The sequence below is a fragment of the Pectobacterium peruviense genome (assembly GCF_002847345.1).
Lineage (GTDB): Bacteria > Pseudomonadota > Gammaproteobacteria > Enterobacterales > Enterobacteriaceae > Pectobacterium > Pectobacterium peruviense.
In genome coordinates this window covers 44,528-66,416 of record NZ_LXFV01000025.1, presented here as the reverse complement: position 1 = coordinate 66,416, position 21,889 = coordinate 44,528, and the positions used below count along the sequence as shown (strand labels likewise).

Here is a 21,889-nt window from a genome sequence, read left to right as displayed (position 1 = left end):
TTTTTATTTCTGTATGACTGAATTATTTTCACCTGCCTCAGCGCACACCTGCGTTTTGGCAAACATCGGAAACCTAAGCGTCAAGCCTGTGCGCTCTATCCATGACGGGAGCCTGTAATGGCAAACTTTTCAGCGACTCCTGTAATTACTGACATGAAAGTCATTCCCGTTGCGGGCTATGACAGCATGCTGCTGAACATCGGTGGTGCACACGGTGCTTACTTCACTCGTAATATCGTGATTTTAACCGATAGCGCCGGTCATACCGGTGTTGGTGAAGCGCCCGGAGGTGAAGTCATTTACAACACGCTGGTCGATGCCATTCCCCGCGTGAAAGGCGAACAAATAGCCCGGATGAACCGTTTGGTTCATGACATCCATGTCGGCAACCAATCTTCTGATTTTGATTCTTTCGGCAAGGGTGCCTGGACGTTTGAGCTGCGCGTGAATGCGGTGGCGGCTCTCGAAGCAGCACTACTCGATCTGCTGGGGCAATTTATGGGTGTCCCCGTTGCCGAACTGCTGGGGCCGGGTAAGCAGCGTGATGAAGTCACTGTGCTCGGTTACTTGTTCTATATCGGCGACCGCACGAAGACGGATTTACCTTATTTATCCGGTGAGAAAGTATCAGGTGAAAAAGGCAAACACGAGTGGTATCACCTGCGTCACCAGCAGGCGATGGACAGCGAGGCGATTGTGCGTCTTGCCGAAGCCACCACTGACCGCTACGGATTCAAAGATTTCAAACTCAAAGGTGGCGTGTTGCCCGGTGAGCAAGAAATCGATGCCGTGAAGGCGCTGAAAAAACGGTTCCCAGATGCCCGTATTACCGTCGATCCAAACGGTGCCTGGCTGCTGGATGAAGCGATAGATTTGTGCAAAGACATGAAGGGCATTCTGACCTATGCGGAAGACCCGTGCGGTGCCGAGCAAGGCTTCTCCGGCCGTGAGGTGATGGCGGAATTCCGCCGTGCAACTGGGCTGCCAGTTGCGACCAACATGATTGCCACCAACTGGCGCGAAATGAACCATGCCGTGATGTTGCAGGCGGTCGATATCCCGCTGGCCGATCCGCATTTCTGGACGATGCACGGTGCGGTGCGCGTCGCCCAGCTGTGTGATGAGTGGGGCCTGACGTGGGGCTGCCATTCAAATAACCACTTCGATATTTCTCTGGCGATGTTCACGCACGTGGGTGCGGCGGCGCCAGGTAACCCGACGGCGATTGATACACATTGGATCTGGCAGGAAGGGCAGCACCTGACCAAAGAGCCGCTGCAAATCGTCAACGGTAAAATTAAGGTGCCAGAGCGCCCCGGTCTGGGGATTGAGCTGGATATGGAACAGGTCATGAAAGCCCACGATCTGTACAAAAAATTACCGAACGGGGCTCGTAATGATGCTGTCGCCATGCAGTACCTGATCCCAGGTTGGAAGTTTGATCGTAAACGCCCGGTTTTTGGCCGCTAACCCTACATAGAAAAATTAGAGAGATAAGGATAAGAAAATGACGTTGCAAAATTCAACTCCGGTTATTACCCACATGCAGGTTATTCCGGTTGCAGGTCACGACAGTATGCTGCTCAACCTGAGTGGCGCACATGCACCCTATTTCACTCGCAACATTGTGATTCTGAAAGATAACGCCGGGAATACTGGTGTCGGTGAAATTCCCGGCGGTGAGAAAATCCGCCAGACGCTGGAGGATGCTGCCGCGCTGGTGGTGGGTAAAACGCTAGGCGAATACAAAAACGTGATGACGGCAGTGCGCGCACAGTTCGCTGACCGCGACTCCTCTGGACGCGGTTTGCAGACGTTCGATCTGCGTATCACCATCCATGTCGTCACGGGAATAGAAGCCGCAATGCTCGATCTGCTGGGGCAATTCCTCAATGTCAGCGTGGCCTCGCTGCTGGGCGATGGTCAACAGCGTGATGCGGTAGAAATGCTGGGTTATCTGTTCTACATCGGCGATCGTAATAAAACCGATCTGCCTTACCAGAGCCAGACGAATGAGAAGTGCGACTGGTACCGTCTGCGTCACGAAGAGGCTCTGTCACCAGAAACCATCGTGCGTCTTGCTGAAGCCGCGTATGAAAAATACGGTTTCAATGATTTCAAACTGAAAGGCGGCGTATTGGCCGGTAGCGAAGAAGCCGAAGCAGTGACTGCGCTGGCTAAACGTTTCCCGCAGGCACGTATCACGCTAGACCCGAACGGTGCCTGGTCGCTGGATGAAGCCATCGGTCTGGGCAAACAACTGCGCGGCGTACTGGCGTATGCAGAAGATCCGTGCGGCGCGGAACAAGGTTTCTCTGGTCGTGAAGTGATGGCTGAATTCCGCCGTGCGACTGGTCTGCCTACCGCGACCAATATGATCGCCACCGATTGGCGACAAATGGGCCACACCATCTCGCTGCAATCGGTCGATATTCCGTTGGCCGATCCGCACTTCTGGACGATGCAAGGCTCCGTACGTGTGGCGCAGATGTGCCACGAATGGGGCTTAACCTGGGGTTCTCACTCCAATAACCACTTTGATATTTCACTGGCCATGTTTACTCAGGTTGCCGCCGCGGCACCGGGCAAGATTACGGCGATTGATACGCACTGGATCTGGCAGGAAGGCAACCAACGCCTGACGAAAGAACCGTTGCAGATTGTTGGTGGCATGGTGGAAGTGCCGAAGAAACCAGGTCTGGGCGTCGAGCTGGATATGGATCAGGTAATGAAAGCACACGAACTGTATAAAAACATGGGATTAGGCGCACGTAACGATGCAATGGGAATGCAGTACCTTATTCCTGAGTGGACGTTCGATAATAAACGTCCGTGTCTGGTTCGCTAACGTTCTGCTTTTCCGTTTTTTGAGCGCGCCGCTTCAGGTAAGCGGCGCTGGAATGACTGAGGATAAAAAATGAAGACTCCGCTGTTACCTAACCGTTTTCGCCAAGATTTGTTACAGGGGAAAACGCTGATTGGCTGCTGGTGTGCGCTAGGCAACCCGATTTCAACTGAAGTGCTGGGGCTGGCGGGATTCGACTGGCTCGTGCTGGATGGAGAACACGCGCCTAACGATATCGTGACGTTTATTCCTCAGCTAATGGCGCTGAAAGGCAGCCACAGCGCGCCTGTTGTCCGCCCACCGTGCAATGAACCGATCATCATCAAGCGGCTGTTGGATATCGGGTTCAATAACTTCCTGATCCCCTTCGTGGAAACGGCAGAAGAAGCCGCGCGTGCGGTCGCTTCCACCCGTTATCCGCCAGCGGGTATTCGCGGCGTTTCCGTGGCGCATCGTAGCAACAGCTATGGCACCGAACCGGACTATTTCGCCAAGATTAACGACAACATTACCGTCGTGGTGCAAATCGAAAGTCAGGACGGCCTCGACAATCTGGATGCGATTATCGCGGTTGACGGCGTAGACGGCGTGTTCGTTGGCCCGAGCGATCTGTCGGCGGCGCTGGGTTATCTCGGTCAGCCTAACCATCCTGACGTGCAGAAGGCAATCCGCCACATCTTCGACCGCGCGGCGGCACATAACAAACCGTGCGGCATTCTGGCACCGGTTGAAGCCGATGCGCGTCGCTATCTGGAATGGGGTGCAAGCTTCGTCGCGGTAGGCAGCGATCTGGGCGTATTCCGCAGCGCGACACAGGCGCTGAGCGACAAATACAAAAAGTGATTCAGTGATTCCGTTGCGAATCGGATCCGTCATGAGACGGCGCCATCGTGAATTGAAGTGATATCTACATCAGACAATGAGGTTAGGGCGATGAAAATTGGTTTTATTGGACTGGGCATTATGGGAAAACCGATGAGTAAAAATCTGCTGAAAGCAGGTTACTCATTAGTCGTGATGGACAGAAATCTGGAAGCCGTCGCGGAAGTGGTTGCGGCAGGTGCGACGTCAGCTGAAACGCCGAAACAGGTTGCGGAGCTGAGCGACGTGATCATCACCATGCTGCCTAACTCTCCACACGTTAAAGAGGTGGTGCTGGGCGAAAACGGCGTCATCGAAGGTGCGCGTGCCGGAAGCATTGTGGTGGATATGAGTTCAATCGCACCGCTTGCCAGCCGTGAAATTGCTGCTGTGCTGGCGGAGAAAGAGATCGCCATGCTGGACGCACCGGTCAGCGGCGGTGAACCCAAAGCGGTCGACGGCACGCTGTCCGTGATGGTCGGTGGTGACAAAGCACAGTTTGACCGCTGCTTTGAAATTCTGAAATCAATGGCAGGTTCCGTTGTACATACCGGTGATATCGGTGCGGGCAACGTTACCAAACTGGCGAATCAGGTGATTGTGGCACTGAACATTGCGGCCATGTCTGAAGCGCTAGTACTGGCGACGAAAGCAGGCGTTAACCCCGATCTGGTTTATCAGGCGATTCGCGGTGGACTGGCGGGCAGCACCGTACTGGATGCGAAAGCGCCTATGGTCATGGACCGTAACTTTAAGCCAGGTTTCCGCATCGATCTGCATATTAAAGATCTGGCGAATGCGCTGGATACCTCACACGGCGTGGGCGCACAGTTGCCGTTAACGGCGGCGGTGATGGAAATGATGCAGGCGTTGAAAGCGGACGATCTGGGATCGGCCGACCATAGCGCACTGGCGTGTTACTACGAGAAGCTGGCTAAAGTAGAAGTCACGAGATAACCCGTGAAGCGATAGTCACGAGGCTGGCACCGTGTGCCAGCCGACTGGCAGATAATCATTCTGATCTACCCAAGAGATTTCAGGATCTCTGCCCTGAAAGCGGGTGGGTATAAGCGCTATTTCATGAGCGCGCGGATTATTGATGCAATCGGAACGTTGATGAAATCGGATCGTTTATGAAAATAGTGATCGCACCGGATTCTTATAAAGAAAGCCTGTCTGCACAAGAGGTTGCCACGCAGATTGAAAAGGGATTTCGTGAAATATTTCCCGATGCCTGCTATGTCAAATTGCCCGTTGCAGATGGTGGGGAAGGAACAGTTGAAGCCATGGTCGCTGCGACTGATGGCAAGATTGTGAATGTTAAGGTGACAGGGCCGTTAGGCGATAACATTGATGCGTTCTTTGGCCTGTCTGGCGATGAAAAAACGGCTTTTATTGAGATGGCAGCGGCAAGTGGTCTGGAACGCGTGCCTTCTCAACAGCGTAATCCGTTAAAGACCACGAGCTATGGCACGGGCGAGTTGATTCGCTGCGCGTTGGATCACGGCGTTCGGCACTGCATCATCGGGATTGGCGGAAGCGCAACCAATGATGGCGGATCGGGCATGGTGCAGGCGCTGGGCGCGAAGTTGCTGGATAAGCAGGGCGAACAGATTGGTTTTGGTGGTGGTGAACTCGATAAGCTTGCCAGCATTGATATCAGCGAGCTGGATGAACGTATTAAAAGCTGCCGTTTTGAAGTGGCCTGCGATGTGACCAACCCGTTGACGGGGAAACAGGGTGCATCGGCTATTTTTGGCCCTCAGAAAGGTGCAACGCCGGAGATGATCGAACAGTTGGATAATGCGTTGAAGCATTATGCGGCGGTGATTCGTCACGACCTGGACATGGATGTGGAACACGTTCCCGGAGCGGGTGCTGCGGGTGGGATGGGGGCGGCGCTACAGGCCTTTTGCGGCGCTGAACTTCGTCAGGGTATTGAGATTGTTACGGAAGCACTGGGTCTGGATGAACTGGTACGAGATGCCACGCTGGTGATTACCGGGGAAGGGCGTATCGACAGCCAGACGATTCATGGCAAAGTGCCGATCGGTGTGGCGCGCGTCGCCAAACAGTATAATAAACCAGTTATTGGTATTGCAGGCAGCCTGACGGCAGATGTCGCGGTGGTGCATGAACATGGTCTGGATGCCGTATTCAGCGTGCTTTACAACATCTGCTCACTAGAAGAAGCGCTGGATAATGCGGCAGAGAATGTGCGAATGACGGCGCGTAACATCGCTGCCACGATCCGACTGGCGCAGTCAGTATCGCGCTGAGCGCCATCGTGATGCGATGGTGTTTGGTATTTATACACATTTCTATGCAGACTGAGAGACGGTTTCGTGCGCCACAATACGGCTATTTCATGCTACTTCGCAGCACGCGCCCGACACGGGACGGCTCACACGCCGCTCGCCCCGTGACCCCAGGCTTTCGGCGGAAATTATGCCGCTAACGCGGTACCTTCGTCGATATCCGGCTTAACGGACCGCTTGCGACACGTTTACTCGCCCCATAAATGGGGCTCACCCTTCGGGCCAGCACGAGTGCTGTTCAAAAACGTCTCTGACGTTTTTGTCCGACGTGGCGCAAGCTTTCGCCGCGTCCTGCGGCTCATCCTAAGCCAGCTATCTCCTCAGCATAATTTTTTACGCCCGATAACGGCAAAACCCACGATGTTCTCCTGTATTTGCGACGAAGAGACAGCGCTTACGGGAGTCGGGGGGTGATATGCGGCTGTGCGGCTTTGTTCACGTTATCGATCTCGTCCAGCAGCTCCAGCCATTCGGGTTCCAGATCGCTGGCGTGAACACCGTTACGTAGCTGTTGTTCCAAATAGCGGCAGATGCGTTTCAGACGTGGAACACCGCTGTAGCTGCAACTGCCGTGCAGTTTATGAACCAGCTCGATAATCTCGTCATCCGTCTGACCATTCAGCACATTTTCTATCTTCTGCCGAACTTCCGGCAGAAAATCCAACAGCATTTGCAGCAGGTCACGCGCCAGTTCTGGCTTGTTTGCCGCCTGTTGCTGCGCCAGCGCCCAGTCGAGTGAGAGTTGGCTATCGTCGTGCTCGTTCAGCAAACCCGCAATATTTCCTCGGTCGCGCTTCAACGGATCTTTCCGCGCGTGGCGGGTCAGCACGCTTTTCAGCATCTGCTCGTCTATCGGTTTAGCCAGATAATCATCCATACCCGAGCGCAGCAAATGCTCACGTTCACCCGTCATGGTCTGCGCGGTCACTGCGATGATCGGCGTGGTAGCATGATGAGGGATCTGGCGAATCAGCTCGCTGGCGCAAATGCCGTCCATACCCGGCATCTGAATATCCATCAGGATAACGTCGATTTGATGCATTTTTGCCTGTGAAATCGCGTCTGTTCCGCTTTCGCACAGGATAATCGTATCGACCTGTTCTTCCAGCAATGTACCGATTAATTTCAGGTTAGCTGGGTTGTCATCCACCGCCATCACGCTCAGCGGTAGACGGGCTGGATGGCGGACGACGCTCTGGTGAGATGTGGTCGCGTCCGGCAGAAAAGAGAGCTGGAACAACGTGCTGTCCTGTAGCAAGGGCAGCAGGCGTGATGCGGCGAGCGGTTTGCTCAGGCAGGCATGCACACCGAAGGTTTTCAACTGCTCGGCATCCATTTGCGCCAGACTGGGCAGCGCCAAAATCACGCAAGGGGCACGGCGGCAGATATCGCGCAGTCTGGGCGTGTAGTCGAGCAGCGTATTGCGATATTGCACGGGAATTCCGAGCAACAGGATATCAAAATCACCTTCCGGCAATTGCTCAAACGTCGGGCTATAGCTCACCATCAACGGCGTCTGGCTCAGGATATCCAGCGTGGCCTGTGCAGCAATCGGATGGTACTCGACGTAGGCCAGATGTTTACCTTGCAGCATCGTATAGGCCGGCTCGGTCGGTATGGTGTGGGGATTGAGCGGCAGCGTGATGTGGAACCAGAAGGTCGACCCTTTGTTGAGTTGGCTCTGGAAACTGATATCGCCCCCCATCTCTTTGACCAGACGCTGAGTAATGACCAGCCCAAGCCCTGTTCCGCCATGACGACGTGAAATACTGGTGTCAGCCTGACGGAAAGCCTGAAACAGCTGTGACTGCTGCAACTCGGCAATGCCGATGCCGGTATCGCGGATTTGCACCTCAAGCTGGACCTGATGATGTTCCTGCCTACGCTTCTCCACTCGAATATCGATATTGCCCTGTTCGGTGAACTTAATCGCGTTGCCCAGCAGGTTGGTGATGATTTGCTGTATCCGCAGCGGATCGCCGACAAACTGTTCGGGAACGTCATTCTGAATACTGAGCGTTAGCTCCAACCCCTTTTCATGTGCTGTATGCGCCAGCAACATCACTACATCATCCAGCGTGCTGTGCAGGGAGAATGGAATATCTTCCAGCACGAGCTTTCCGGCCTCTAGCTTTGAGAAATCCAGCACATCGTTAATAATATTCAGCAGATTATTGGCGGAGCGTTCGATGGTGAGCAGATAATCAGTCTGTGTCGTGTTCAGCGGGGTCTTCAGCGTCTGACGGGTGAAACCGATCACGCCATTCAGTGGCGTTCTCAGTTCATGTGACATATTTGCCAGAAACTCAGATTTGATGCGTGCTGCTTCCTGCGCCCGTTTCTTAGCCAGATCCAGTTCGACGTTTTGGATCTCCATCTGCTCCAGCGTTTCCCGCAGATCGTAGGTCGCCTGATCGATATTTTGCTGCATCTCTTCGTGGTAGGCAGTTAGCGACATCGCCATCGAGTTAATGCCGTTTTTCAGCATATCCAGCTCGCCGAGCATGTAATCTTCTACCCGGCTATCCAACTGCCCACGGCGAATACGATCGACGGTATCCACCATATTGCGGATTGGGGTGGTGACATCTCGCATCAGACGATAAGCGAAGACGACAGCGGCACCCAAAGAGAGCAGCAGCAGAAGCGCGGCAATGAAGATTTCCTGATACTGCTGAAGCCGAATGGCGCTGGTATCCAGCTCAATCACCAGATAACCGAGAGGTGTGGCAGCACGGGCGTCGCCCCGCCAGGCATGAATTCGCTGTCATTGACGATCGGCATGTGCAGAACCAACGTATCATTCGTGTAGTGCAGGTGCAGCTTATTGTACGAAGGTGCATCGCTGCTGAGTGGCTGTAATGCCACGTTGTTGCGCACATTGGTCGTAGCCAGTAGCTGATTACGAGCATCGAACACGCTAATCGTGCGAATAATCGCGGAGTGGCGGCGATGAAGCGTATTGATTAACGCAGGAATCGTGTCCATCTGGCGGTGGGTAATCGCGTAAGCGCTGATGGTCGCTAGTGGTTCAATGATGCTGGTGCCTGAATCGGCCAACTGCGCCTGCAACTGATTGTAACGATGGATGACGAAGAACGAGCTGAGCAGCAGCCCGATCATAAGTGTCGGTGCCAAAATCAGTATCAACATCCGTGCACGAAGACTGTATTTGGTCATGAGGTTCCAATGTGGGAGAATTAGAGGATGCTAGGCACCCTATTATTTAATTTAGTTATACCTTAAATAATTCGAGTACAGCCGTTCAACTCAAGAGATCAATCGATAGTACATTATGGCGCAATTCTACTCTCCAAACCGGCGTGTGACGACCCGGAAAGCGGTTCCAGCGAAAAACCTCACTGTCACGGTCGAGTCACTTGACCCATTTGGGCAAGGTGTCGCACGTCACGAAGGAAAGACAGTGTTTGTCACAGGTGTGCTGCCGGGAGAGCAGGCTGAGGTCCAACTGACGGAAGAGAAACGTCAGTTTTCACACGCAAAACTTAAACGCCTACTGACGCCTAGCCCACAGCGCGTTGAGCCGCAGTGTCCTCATTTTACCCGCTGCGGCGGCTGTCAGCAGCAGCATGCAGAAATTACTCTGCAACAGAGCAGTAAAACGGCGGCGTTGATGCGCATGATGACGCGAGAAACAGGCGTTGAACTGCCCGCTGCGTCGCTCATTGCTGGCACACCTTATGCCTATCGGAGGCGTGCGCGGCTTGCGTTATACTTTCATGCAAAAGAGCAGCGATTGTTTATGGGCTATCGGCAGTCAAATTCTCACGATCTCGTGGATATCAAAGCCTGTCCGGTGTTGCGCCCTGAGCTTGACGCGCTACTGCAACCGTTACGTGAATGCCTGAGCCGATTAAAAGCGGTGAAACGCCTTGGGCATGCGGAACTGGTGCAGGCGGAGAACGGTCCGCTACTGGTGCTGCGGCACCTTGATCCACTGCATCCATCGGATGAACAGACGTTGCGTGATTTTGCCCAGAGACAGGGTGTCTCGGTTTATCTGGCACCGGATGCTGACTCGCTGACGTGTTTGCACGGTGAGGAACCGGTTTATCACGTCGCCGGGCTGACGCTGGCATTTAGCCCGCGTGACTTCATTCAGGTCAATGACGCGGTGAACCAGCAGATGGTTGCGCAGGCACTGGCGTGGCTGGATGTGCAACCACAGGATAGAATATTGGATCTGTTTTGCGGCATGGGCAACTTCACGCTGCCGCTGGCACAGCGTGCCGCCAGCGTTGTTGGTGTGGAAGGGGTTACCGCGCTAGTCGAAAAAGGGCGCGAGAATGCCCGACGCAATGCCCTGTCCAATGTCACATTTTTTCACCAAAATCTTGAGGATGACGTCACGCAGCAGCCGTGGGCGGCTCAGGGTTTTGATAAGATATTACTTGATCCGGCACGTGCTGGCGCAGCAGGCGTGATGGAGCAGATAACCAAACTGGCACCGAAACGGGTGGTGTATGTTTCCTGTAACGCCACGACGCTAGCACGCGACAGCAAAGTCTTACTCGCAGCCGGTTACCGGCTGGCAAATGTCGCGATGTTGGATATGTTTCCACATACCGGACACCTTGAATCGATGGCACTGTTTTTGCACGATACCGGCACGCGGAAAGCGCAATAAGTAGCAGAGCCACGTCGTTTGCAAGGTGAAGGGTAACGTAGGGAGAAATTATGGTTGCGGTAAGAAGTGCGCATTTGAATACGGCAGGTGAATTTGTCCCTGACGCGTGGATTGCTTCACTGGGCATTGCCAGTCAGCAATCGTGTGAACGTTTAGCCGAAACCTGGCGTTACTGTGAGCAGCAAACGCAAGATCACGCTGATGCGCCGCTACTGCTGTGGCGTGGCATCGAAATGGTGGAAATCCTGTCCACGCTCAGCATGGACAATGACAGTATGCGCGCGGCGCTGCTCTTTCCGCTAGCCGATGCGAACGTGGTCGATGAACCGACGCTGGAAGCCGCGTTTGGGAAAAACATCGTTGATTTGGTGCATGGCGTGCGCGATATGGATGCAATTCGCCAGCTCAAAGCGACGCAGAATGACTCGGGCGCGTCTGAGCAGGTTGATAACATCCGCCGCATGCTGCTGGCGATGGTGGAAGATTTCCGCTGCGTGGTCATCAAGCTCGCCGAGCGGATCGCACACCTGCGTGAAGTGAAGGATGCCCCAGAAGAAGAACGGGTATTGGCGGCCAAAGAGTGTACCAATATCTACGCACCGCTGGCGAACCGCTTGGGTATCGGCCAACTGAAATGGGAGCTGGAGGATTTCTGCTTCCGCTACCTGCACCCTGATGAATATAAAAAAATCGCCAAGCTGCTACACGAGCGTCGTATCGATCGTGCGCAGTACATTGAGGATTTTGTTAAAACGCTGCGCGATGCGATGAAAGAAGAGGGCGTGCAGGCAGAAATCTACGGCCGTCCCAAGCATATCTACAGCATCTGGCGCAAGATGCAGAAGAAAGCGCTGTCGTTCGATGAACTGTTCGATGTGCGTGCAGTTCGCATCGTCGTTGAGCGTTTGCAGGACTGCTACGGGGCGCTTGGGATCGTGCATACGCACTATCGCCATCTGCCAGATGAGTTTGACGACTACGTTGCTAACCCCAAACCGAACGGCTATCAGTCCATCCACACCGTGGTGTTAGGGCCGGGTGGAAAGACGCTCGAAATTCAGATTCGTACGCGCCAGATGCATGAAGATGCTGAACTGGGCGTGGCGGCACACTGGAAATACAAAGAAGGCACCGCAGTCGGCGGGCGCTCCGGTTACGAAGGACGTATTGCCTGGCTGCGTAAACTGCTTGCCTGGCAGGAAGAAGTGGCGGATTCGAATGACGTGCTGGACGAAGTTCGCAGCCAGGTGTTTGACGATCGTGTCTATGTCTTTACGCCGAAAGGCGACGTGGTGGATCTTCCTGCGGGTTCCACGCCGTTGGATTTTGCTTATCACATCCACAGCGATATTGGGCACCGTTGCATCGGGGCGAAAATCGGCGGACGTATTGTGCCGTTTACCTACCAGTTGCACATGGGCGATCAGATTGAAATTATCACCCAGAAGCAGCCGAACCCAAGCCGTGACTGGCTGAATCCAAATCTGGGGTATATCACCACCAGCCGCGGACGCTCCAAGATCCAGAACTGGTTCCGTAAGCAAGATCGCGACAAGAACATTCTGGCAGGTCGACAGATTCTGGATGATGAACTGGCTCATTTGGGCGTCAGCCTGAAAGCGGCGGAAAAACTGCTGCTGCCGCGCTACAACGTGAATTCGCTGGATGAATTACTGGCTGCGATTGGCGGCGGTGATGTTCGTCTGAACCAGATGGTGAATTTCCTGCAATCGCAGTTAAAACAGCCGAGCGCGGAAGAGCTGGATCGTGAAGCGCTACGCCAACTGACGCAAAAAACGCATCAGCCGCCAGCGCGCAGTAATAACAAAGACAACGGCCGCGTGGTGGTTGAAGGCGTTGGCAATCTGATGCATCACATTGCCCGCTGCTGCCAGCCGATTCCGGGTGATGAGATCACCGGGTTTATCACGCGCGGACGGGGAATTTCGATTCACCGCGCTGACTGTGAACAGTTGGACGAACTGCGTGCCAGTTCGCCGGAGCGCATTGTGGACGCGGTATGGGGTGAAAGCTACTCCAGCGGCTACTCGCTGGTGGTAAGGGTAATTGCCAACGATCGTAGCGGCCTGCTGCGAGATATCACCACGATTCTGGCGAATGAGAAGGTCAATGTACTGGGCGTCGCCAGCCGTAGCGACACTAAGCAGCAACTGGCAACGATTGATATGGATATCGAAATCTACAACCTGCAAGTGTTGGGCCGCATTCTGGCGAAGCTCAACCAACTGCCGGATGTGATTGATGCGCGGCGCCAGCAGGGGGCGTAAATAATGGTTTTGTGTTTTGCCTCAAGCGTAAAAATTACGCTGAGGAAACACAGTCATCTAGGATGAGTGGCATGGATGCCACGAAAGTCGCTGCCGCGTAGGGAACGCGTCAGCGACGGTCCGCCAGAAGACTGTGTTTCCGAAGGCACCGCGAAGCGGCGTAATTCCCGCGCAAAAGACTGGGGTCACGGGGCGGCGTCGATTGGACGCCTCGTGTCGGGCGCGTCAGCTGTTGCTGAAATGAGATTCGAATATATCGCGCACGAAACCTCTCCAGCTTGTCTGCACTCTTCGTAAAAATAATTTTTGATTTTCAGGAATATTATGACTGTATCTTTGACGAACTTATCCTCCGTCGAGCGCTTGCTCGCCATCATGAAAACCCTCCGCGATCCCGAAAATGGTTGTCCGTGGGACAAGAAGCAAACTTTTGACACCATCGCGCCTTATACGCTGGAAGAAACCTACGAAGTGCTGGATGCCATTAGCCGTAAGGATTTTGACGACTTACGCGGTGAGTTGGGGGATTTGCTGTTTCAGGTGGTGTTTTACGCACAAATGGCACAGGAAAAGGGATTGTTCGATTTCTCGGACGTGTGTAACGCCATCAGCGACAAGCTGGAACGCCGTCATCCGCATATTTTCGGCGAACTGACGCTGACGGACAGCGATGCGGTACTGGCAAACTGGGAGCAGACAAAAGCGCAGGAACGTGCGGAAAAAGACCGTCACTCGCCGTTGGATGACATTCCTGATGCGCTGCCTGCCTTGATGAAAGCGCAAAAAATTCAGCAGCGTTGTTCGTCTGTTGGCTTCGATTGGGACAGCCTGGGCCCGGTGCTCGACAAAGTGTATGAAGAGATCGATGAGGTAATGTTTGAGGCGCGGCAAGCCGTTGTCGATGAAGAAAAATTAGGTGAAGAGATTGGTGATTTATTGTTCGCTACAGTCAATCTCTCTCGTCACCTAGGGCACAAGGCAGAGAGCGCGTTACAAGCGGCTAATCGTAAGTTCACTCGCCGTTTTCGTGAGGTAGAACAAATCGTTACGGCATCGGGGAAAACGCTGGAACAGGCAACGTTGGACGAAATGGAAGCCGCGTGGCAGCAGGTAAAAAAACAAGAAATAAGCCATTAATCAGTTTCTAACTATAAGCCGGTTTTTTGTCTGTTTTAATGATTTTATTTCATTGTTTTTAAAGGTAATTGAAGGTGGTGGTAAACGCGGTTTTACCTCATCTTCACGTGTGTTGGAATCGCCACATTGTGTAAAACGAACATTTGTGGCGCTCATCAGGTTCAGGTATACTACTTTCCCGTCTTGGTACCTCCATCGTCTTTAAACCTAAACTCTCAGGTTCAGCATGACAACTAATTATATTTTTGTGACCGGCGGGGTCGTTTCCTCTCTGGGTAAAGGCATTGCCGCAGCCTCTCTGGCGGCTATTCTTGAAGCCCGTGGCCTCAACGTTACCATCATGAAACTGGACCCGTATATCAACGTGGATCCGGGCACGATGAGCCCGACGCAGCACGGTGAAGTGTTTGTCACCGAAGACGGCGCCGAAACCGATCTGGACTTGGGTCACTACGAGCGTTTCATCCGCACCAAAATGTCTCGCCGCAACAACTTCACCACTGGCCGTATCTACTCTGATGTCCTGCGCAAAGAGCGCCGTGGCGACTATCTGGGCGCGACCATTCAGGTGATCCCACATATCACCAACGCGATTAAAGAGCGCATCATTGAAGGTGGCGAAGGCCACGATGTTGTTCTGGTCGAAATCGGCGGTACCGTCGGTGATATCGAATCTTTGCCGTTCCTTGAAGCGATTCGGCAGATGGCGGTACAAGTGGGCCGCGAGCACACGCTGTTTATGCACCTGACGCTGGTACCTTATCTGGCGGCAGCGGGCGAAGTGAAAACCAAGCCGACGCAACACTCCGTTAAAGAACTGCTTTCTATCGGTATTCAGCCTGACGTGCTGATTTGTCGTTCCGATCGCACTGTGCCTGCCAATGAGCGTGCAAAAATTGCTTTATTCTGTAATGTGCCGGAAAAAGCAGTAATATCCCTTAAAGACATTGATTCGATTTATAAAATCCCGGCGCTATTGAAATCGCAGGGGTTGGACGATTATATTTGTAAACGATTCAGCTTGGACTGCCCTGAAGCAAACCTGTCAGAATGGGAACAGGTTGTGTACGAAGAAGCCAATCCGGGCGGCGAAGTGACAATCGGCCTAATCGGCAAATATGTTGCGCTGCCGGATGCCTACAAATCCGTTATTGAAGCGCTTAAGCACGGTGGGTTGAAGAACCGCCTGACGGTAAATATTAAGCTGATCGACTCACAGGATGTTGAAACTCGTGGTGTCGAAGTATTGAAAGATTTGGACGCTATTCTGATTCCAGGCGGTTTTGGCTATCGTGGCGTCGAAGGGAAAATCATGTCGGCGAACTACGCCCGTGAGAACAATATCCCTTATCTGGGCATTTGCCTGGGGATGCAGGTCGCATTAATGGAATTTGCCCGTAACGTTGTCGGGATGGAAGGGGCAAACTCAACGGAGTTTGTGCCAGACTGTAAGTACCCGGTGGTTGCGCTGATCACAGAATGGCGTGATGAGAACGGCAATGTTGAAGTTCGTGATGAAGCAAGCGATCTGGGCGGTACCATGCGCGTTGGCGGGCAGCAATGCCACCTGACCGAAGGCAGTCTGGTGCGTCAGATGTACGGTGAGCAGACGATTATCGAACGTCACCGTCATCGTTATGAAGTTAACAACATGCTGTTGAAACAGATTGAAGCGGCGGGATTACGGGTTGCTGGTCTTTCCGCCGATCGCAAACTGGTGGAGATTGTCGAGTTACCCGATCATCCTTGGTTCGTTGCCTGTCAATTCCACCCGGAATTCACATCAACGCCGCGAGATGGACACCCCTTGTTTGCCGGCTTTGTCAAAGCCGCTGGCGCGTATCAGAAGCGTCAGGTGAAGTAAGAGTTATATCAGCAACGCGCGATCGCTATCGCGCGTTGTTCGTCTAGGGTTTTAGTTCTATCTAAAGTTTTAGTTTAACTTGTACTGAGGAAAATCTAATGTCCAAAATTGTTAAAGTCATCGGCCGTGAAATCATCGACTCACGCGGAAACCCAACTGTTGAAGCTGAAGTTCATCTGGAAGGTGGTTTTGTAGGTCTGGCTGCTGCGCCATCAGGAGCTTCTACTGGCTCTCGCGAAGCGCTGGAACTGCGTGACGGTGACAAATCCCGTTTCCTGGGCAAAGGCGTAACGAAAGCTGTTGCTGCCGTTAACGGCCCGATTGCTCAGGCTGTACTGGGTAAAGACGCGAAAGATCAGGCGAACATCGATAAGATCATGATCGACCTGGATGGCACTGAAAACAAATCTCAGTTCGGTGCTAACGCTATTCTGGCCGTATCTCTGGCTGCCGCTAAAGCAGCAGCAGCGTCAAAAGGCCTGCCACTGTATGCTCACATCGCTGAGCTGAACGGCACCCCAGGTAAATATTCTATGCCACTGCCAATGATGAACATCATCAACGGCGGCGAGCACGCGGATAACAACGTTGATATCCAAGAGTTCATGATTCAGCCTGTTGGCGCGAAAACGCTGAAAGAAGCCATCCGTATGGGTTCTGAAGTGTTCCACACCCTGGCTAAAGTTCTGAAATCCAAAGGTATGGGTACTGCTGTTGGTGACGAAGGTGGCTATGCGCCAAACCTGGGTTCCAACGCCGAAGCACTGGCCGTTATCGCAGAAGCGGTAAAAGTAGCAGGCTACGAGCTGGGCAAAGACATCACTCTGGCGATGGACTGCGCAGCGTCTGAATTCTACAAAGACGGTAAATACGTTCTGGCTGGCGAAGGCAACAAAGCGTTCACCTCTGAAGAATTCACTCACTTCCTGGAAGATCTGACCAAACAGTACCCGATCGTGTCTATCGAAGACGGTCTGGACGAATCTGATTGGGCTGGCTTCGCTTACCAGACTAAAGTTCTGGGCGACAAAATCCAGCTGGTTGGTGACGATCTGTTCGTAACCAACACCAAGATCCTGAAAGAAGGTATCGATAAAGGCATCGCTAACTCTATCCTGATCAAATTCAACCAGATCGGTTCTCTGACCGAAACGCTGGCTGCAATTAAAATGGCGAAAGATGCAGGCTACACGGCTGTTATCTCTCACCGTTCAGGCGAAACTGAAGATGCAACCATCGCTGACCTGGCTGTCGGTACTGCAGCAGGCCAGATCAAAACCGGTTCTATGAGCCGTTCTGACCGTGTTGCTAAATACAACCAGCTGATTCGTATCGAAGAAGCACTGGGTGATGCAGCACCGTTCCACGGTCTGAAAGAAGTTAAAGGCCAGTAATTGCGTTTCTGGTGTCATCAGGTCACTAAGAAAACGGCCTGATATACACCAACGTGATTAACCACAAAAATCCAGAAGCGTGAAAGCGTTTCTGGATTTTTTTATGGCGGAATCCTTGTCCGTCACCCTTCGGACCGTTGCTACGCAACGTTGAAAAACGTTCCTGACGTTTTTTATGGCGAGAATCCGTGGTCCTGTCTGGCCGTTGTCACGCCACATTCTTACCGCTCTATTCTCCTCGTTTTGAAATGCTTCATACCCACAATGCATTACCTTTTATACACCTTGTTTTTATATTTTAATTTTTAAAATTCAAGGTTTTATAAAATAAATTCCTCTATCGCTCTCCTTATTTTCTTCCTGTCATGTCTGTATAGTACGTGGCGATATATAAAACATTACATATCGATAATTGACATAATATTGACCAACAGGGATATCGCGGATGAAAGCCCGAAAAAATAATAGAAAAAAAGCACGGTGGTTATTACCAGTATTAATGGTGGTTGTTCCACCCGTATTGAGCGCCGAACCGGCAATGATCAAGGACAGCGAAAAGGCAAAAGCGACGGACGTCATGGTCGTCAAGGCGGAGCGCAGCGAGGCGAATGCGAATCTGGCTGGTGCAGGTATGACGACCGATGATGTGGAGATCGGGCCGCTGGGTAAACGCGCAAGGCTGGATACGCCGTATTCGACCACGACCGTGACGGAAGCCATGATTAACAATCAGCAGGCAAAAAATGTTAACGATCTCCTGAAATATAACGCCTCCAGCCAGATGCAGGCGCGCGGCGGCATTGACGTAGGTCGTCCGCAGAGCCGTGGTATGCAAGGTGACGTGCTGGCGAACAGTCGGTTGGATGGATTAAACATTATTTCTACCACGGCCTTTCCGGTTGAGATGCTGGAACGGTTGGATGTGATTAACAGCCTGACTGGCGCACTGTATGGGCCTGCCAGTCCAGCCGGACAGTTTAACTTCACGCAGAAAAGGCCGACGGCGCAGACGTTGAACCGCTTTACCGTAGGCTATTCCGGTAAAGGTGCCGCGATGGGGCATGCCGATCTAGGCGGCCACCTGGGTGACGAAAACCAGTTCGGTTACCGAATCAACCTGCTACACGATGAAGGTGAAGGAAGTATCAGCAACAGCACGTTGAGGCGGCAATTAGCCAGCGTGGCGTTTGACTGGAATCTGTCCCCCGATACGGTGTTGGAAGTTAATGCCAGCGAGTATCGCTTCAGAAAAATGGGCTATGCCGGTAGTTTTTCCTATGACAATGCAACCCAGTTACCCGGTGCTCCGGATGTGACGAAGCAGGGATACGGACAGAGCTTTGCGGGTCTTGACCTCATTACCAAAACGGCGAGCACGCGCCTTAAGCACTATTTCAATAATAACTGGTATGCCTCGGGCGGGGTGGGTTATCAAACCGCCGATCGCGGTATGCGCTCGTTAGGACACGCGATTCAAAAAGACGGAACGGTTATATCTAAACTGACCCAGCCATACTCTGCGGGACGCTTTAAGGTATTGAGTAATACGCTACAACTGAACGGCCACATTGATACAAACGGGCCTTCGCATGATGTGGTATTTAGCTCCACGGGATATCAGTGGACGAGGTATGCCTCTCCAGGGGATCAGAAACCCTATCCGTTAGGTTCCAGTGCGTTTGATGCACCACGCACTTACACCGACCCTAGTGACGGGCGCTTTTATGTCGGTTCTGGTTACTCTAAATCCGGCCGTGACAGCCAGCAGGCCATCACCGTTGGTGATACCATCACGTTCAACGATCGCTGGTCGGCTATGGGGGTAGTGAGTCAAAGTTGGATCACCTCACGCAGTTTTGGCGCAAAGGGTAGTGTAGAGCGTGAAACTGGCACCAGCCCGACGGTGTCGTTGATGTATAAGCCCTTGCCTAACGTAATGACCTATGTCGCCTACGCTGATTCGCTGGAGAAGGGGGGGACTGCGCCTGCGAAGGATTCAGGCAATCTGGTGATAAATGCAGGGCAAACGCTCAAGCCTTATCGTAGTACCCAGTATGAAGCGGGGGTGAAATCGCAGTGGGATGGGATGAACCTGAATGCGGCTCTTTTCCGTCTGGAACGGCCTTTTGCGTATGTATCAGACAACGTGTTCAAAGAGCAGGGTAATCAGGTTAACACGGGGCTGGAATTGATGGCGGATGGTGAAGTGCTTTCCGGTTTGCATCTCTATGGCAGCATGACGCTGCTGGATCCTAAATTAGAAGACACTAAAGATTCAGCAACACGTGATAAGAGAGTAGTCGGGGTGCCAAAGATTCAGGCCAATCTGCTGACGGAATATAGCCACCCGTCAGCACCCAATCTGGTCTATATGGCGAATCTTCACTACACCGGTAAACGCGCGGCCAATGATACCAATACGGCATGGGCGGGTAGCTACTTCACGCTGGATCTGGGCACGCGCTACGGCTTTAAGCTGTACGATAAACCTGCGGCGTTTCGTGTTGCGCTCAATAACGTCACCAATGAACGCTACTGGGCTTCTATTTTCCCCGGCGACATTAACGGCATTAATAGTGGAGCCAACGCGTTTGTCGGCGATCCGCGTGAAATCCGCGCTTCTCTGACGGTTGACTGGTGAGTGTGATGCTGAAACGTTATCTTGCCACGCGGTATCACAAGCTTCTGCTTAATGTGTTCGTGCTATCGGCGGTGAGTTTCTCTGGTGTGCATCTGGTTCAGGCGGAAACGTCTGAATCCGTACAGCGAGTGATTCACTATTACGGCGATCGCACTGTGACGGTGCCTGCGACGGTTGAGCGGGTTGCCACCTCGTGGAATGCGCAAAACTCGATACTGGCTATGCTGGGTTATGGCGATCGTATTGTCGGGACGACGAAACTGGTGCGCGATATGCCGCTGTTCCGCCAATTTGTGCCGTCCATTACGCAGGCTTCGCTGGTTTCCCAGAGCGGAAATATGGGAATTAATACCGAAGCATTGATTGCGCGCCGTGCTCAGGTCTTTTTCGTGTCGGACAGTGTGCCAGTTGCTGAAGCCGAAGCGCTGAATAAGGCCGGGATTGCCATCGTACCGCTCCGCTATAACTCGCTGGCGGCGATGGTCGAACGCACGCTGATTACTGGTGAGGTTCTGGGGCCAGACGCATCGCGTCGGGCGCAGGATTTTGCCGCCTATTATCAGGATAACGTCAGACGTGTGACGGAGGTGATCCAGAACATTCCGTCACAGCAGCGAGTGAAGGTCTACCACGCGGTTGGCGATCCGTTAACGACATCGGGACGCCCTTCACTGAATCAGGACTGGATGGATCTGGGCGGCGCGATCAACGTGGCAGAGCCGTGGTTTAGCCGTTCTGGGGTGACGACCGCACCCGTATCGCTTGAGCAGATTTTTCAGGCCGATCCCGATGTGATTATTACGATGCGGGCTGCGGATGCGAAATCGATTCGTCAGGATACGCAGTGGCAGCAGCTACGGGCGGTAAAACAGGGGCGTGTTTATGCCAATCCGCTGGGCATGTTCTGGTGGTGTCGAGAAACGTCGGAGCAGGCGCTGCAATTTCTTTGGCTGGCAAAAACGCTGTATCCGCAGCAGATGCAGCACATCGATATGGCAAAAGAGACGCATGATTTTTATCAGCGTTTCTACGGCATCGATTTAACCGCGCAGCAGGTCGATTCAATTTTGTCTCCCCCCTGAAATATAGGGGACTTCACTTGATGACAGAGCCGCATCAGCATTGCGATGCGGCCCTGTTTTTAGACACAGAAAAATGAGGTATAGCGCGGATTAAGCCAGCTGTTTGAGAATCGCTTTGGCGACCACTTCCGAGCTTGCTGGGTTCTGACCGGTGATCAGCTTACCGTCTTCAACAAGGTACGGTGCCCAGTCTGGGCCTTTTTCATACAGACCGCCGAGTTTCTTGAATTCATCTTCAATCAGGAAAGGCACCACGTCCGTCAACTGAACCGCCTCTTCTTCACCATTGGTGAAGCCTGTCACTTTGCGGCCTTTAATCAGAGCATCGCCATTTTCTGCTTTCACGTGAATCAGTACGCCCGGTGCGTGACAAACAAAACCGGTTGGTTTGTTGGCGCGTACAAAGGCCTCGATGAGGGCGATAGAGATCGGCGATTCCGCCAGATCCCAAAGCGGACCGTGGCCGCCGGGATAGAAGACCGCATCGAAATCCTGTTCGATGACGGTATCCAGTTTTACCGTATTCGCCAGTTCCTGCTGCGCAGCAGGGTCAGCTTTAAAACGATGCGTCAATTCAGTTTGAAAATCAGCCAGATCGCTTTTCGGGTCGAGAGGCGGCTGGCCGCCAGCAGGGGAGGCGAGAACGATCTCGGCACCCGCATCTTTAAAGGTGTAATAAGGTGCCGCAAATTCTTCCAGCCAGAAGCCAGTTTTATTACCTGTATTGCCCAGTTTGTCGTGAGAAGTCAGGACCATTAAAATTTTCATCATTTTTCTCTCTATGGTTGCAGGATGATCGGGTGAATAGAGG

At 52.9% G+C, this 21,889-nt stretch carries 13 protein-coding genes and 1 pseudogene; 12 read left to right on the top strand and 2 right to left on the bottom strand.

What is annotated here, in order from left to right; genetic code table 11:
- The first annotated feature begins 117 nt into the window (after positions 1–117).
- The 5 genes from A0G03_RS17160 (at position 118) to A0G03_RS17140 (ending at position 5,985) form a co-directional block, all read left to right on the top strand.
- Positions 118–1,470, top strand: coding sequence for an enolase C-terminal domain-like protein (locus tag A0G03_RS17160; protein ID WP_048262027.1), 1,353 nt, complete (start codon positions 118–120; stop codon positions 1,468–1,470).
- A 37-nt stretch (positions 1,471–1,507) separates the two neighbouring features.
- Positions 1,508–2,848, top strand: a complete 1,341-nt coding sequence (gene gudD, locus A0G03_RS17155) for a glucarate dehydratase (RefSeq protein WP_047710022.1) — start codon at positions 1,508–1,510, stop codon at positions 2,846–2,848.
- A gap of 69 nt (positions 2,849–2,917) precedes the next feature.
- Complete coding sequence (gene garL, locus A0G03_RS17150; RefSeq protein ID WP_048262024.1) at positions 2,918–3,688, top strand: 2-dehydro-3-deoxyglucarate aldolase; 771 nt, start codon at positions 2,918–2,920, stop codon at positions 3,686–3,688.
- 60 nt (positions 3,689–3,748) lie between these two features.
- Entirely contained in the window at positions 3,749–4,663 is a 915-nt protein-coding gene (gene garR / locus A0G03_RS17145; protein WP_277814064.1) for a 2-hydroxy-3-oxopropionate reductase, read from the top strand.
- A 176-nt stretch (positions 4,664–4,839) separates the two neighbouring features.
- On the top strand, positions 4,840–5,985 hold the full coding sequence (locus A0G03_RS17140) for a glycerate kinase (protein WP_048262020.1): 1,146 nt from the start codon (positions 4,840–4,842) through the stop codon (positions 5,983–5,985).
- A gap of 433 nt (positions 5,986–6,418) precedes the next feature.
- Here A0G03_RS17140 and barA read toward each other — a convergent pair.
- Positions 6,419–9,204 (bottom strand): annotated as a pseudogene (gene barA, locus A0G03_RS17135) (two-component sensor histidine kinase BarA).
- A gap of 115 nt (positions 9,205–9,319) precedes the next feature.
- On the opposite strand from barA, the gene rlmD reads away from it, so the two are divergent.
- The 7 genes from rlmD to A0G03_RS17100 all read left to right on the top strand — a co-directional run bounded on the left by rlmD (position 9,320) and on the right by A0G03_RS17100 (position 21,078).
- The gene (gene rlmD, locus A0G03_RS17130; protein ID WP_048262018.1) at positions 9,320–10,672 is read left to right on the top strand and encodes a 23S rRNA (uracil(1939)-C(5))-methyltransferase RlmD; all 1,353 of its coding nucleotides are present in this window, start codon (positions 9,320–9,322) and stop codon (positions 10,670–10,672) included.
- A 50-nt stretch (positions 10,673–10,722) separates the two neighbouring features.
- Positions 10,723–12,960 carry a GTP diphosphokinase gene (relA, locus tag A0G03_RS17125; protein WP_048262016.1) on the top strand — a complete coding sequence of 746 codons (2,238 nt, stop codon included), beginning with the start codon at positions 10,723–10,725 and terminating at the stop codon, positions 12,958–12,960.
- Between the two features lie 324 nt (positions 12,961–13,284).
- Positions 13,285–14,097: a nucleoside triphosphate pyrophosphohydrolase gene (gene mazG / locus A0G03_RS17120; RefSeq protein ID WP_048262014.1), complete on the top strand. Its 813-nt coding sequence runs from the start codon at positions 13,285–13,287 to the stop codon at positions 14,095–14,097.
- Between the two features lie 226 nt (positions 14,098–14,323).
- Complete coding sequence (gene pyrG, locus A0G03_RS17115; RefSeq protein WP_048262011.1) at positions 14,324–15,961, top strand: glutamine hydrolyzing CTP synthase; 1,638 nt, start codon at positions 14,324–14,326, stop codon at positions 15,959–15,961.
- A gap of 98 nt (positions 15,962–16,059) precedes the next feature.
- The gene (eno, locus tag A0G03_RS17110; protein WP_048262009.1) at positions 16,060–17,355 is read left to right on the top strand and encodes a phosphopyruvate hydratase; all 1,296 of its coding nucleotides are present in this window, start codon (positions 16,060–16,062) and stop codon (positions 17,353–17,355) included.
- A gap of 445 nt (positions 17,356–17,800) precedes the next feature.
- The gene (locus tag A0G03_RS17105) at positions 17,801–19,996 is read left to right on the top strand and encodes a TonB-dependent receptor (protein WP_048262007.1); all 2,196 of its coding nucleotides are present in this window, start codon (positions 17,801–17,803) and stop codon (positions 19,994–19,996) included.
- 5 nt (positions 19,997–20,001) lie between these two features.
- Positions 20,002–21,078, top strand: a complete 1,077-nt coding sequence (locus tag A0G03_RS17100; RefSeq protein WP_053075319.1) for an ABC transporter substrate-binding protein — start codon at positions 20,002–20,004, stop codon at positions 21,076–21,078.
- Between the two features lie 90 nt (positions 21,079–21,168).
- On the opposite strand, the gene A0G03_RS17095 is transcribed toward A0G03_RS17100, so the two are convergent.
- Positions 21,169–21,846: a type 1 glutamine amidotransferase domain-containing protein gene (locus tag A0G03_RS17095; RefSeq protein WP_048262131.1), complete on the bottom strand. Its 678-nt coding sequence runs from the start codon at positions 21,844–21,846 to the stop codon at positions 21,169–21,171.
- Positions 21,847–21,889 lie beyond the last annotated feature (43 nt).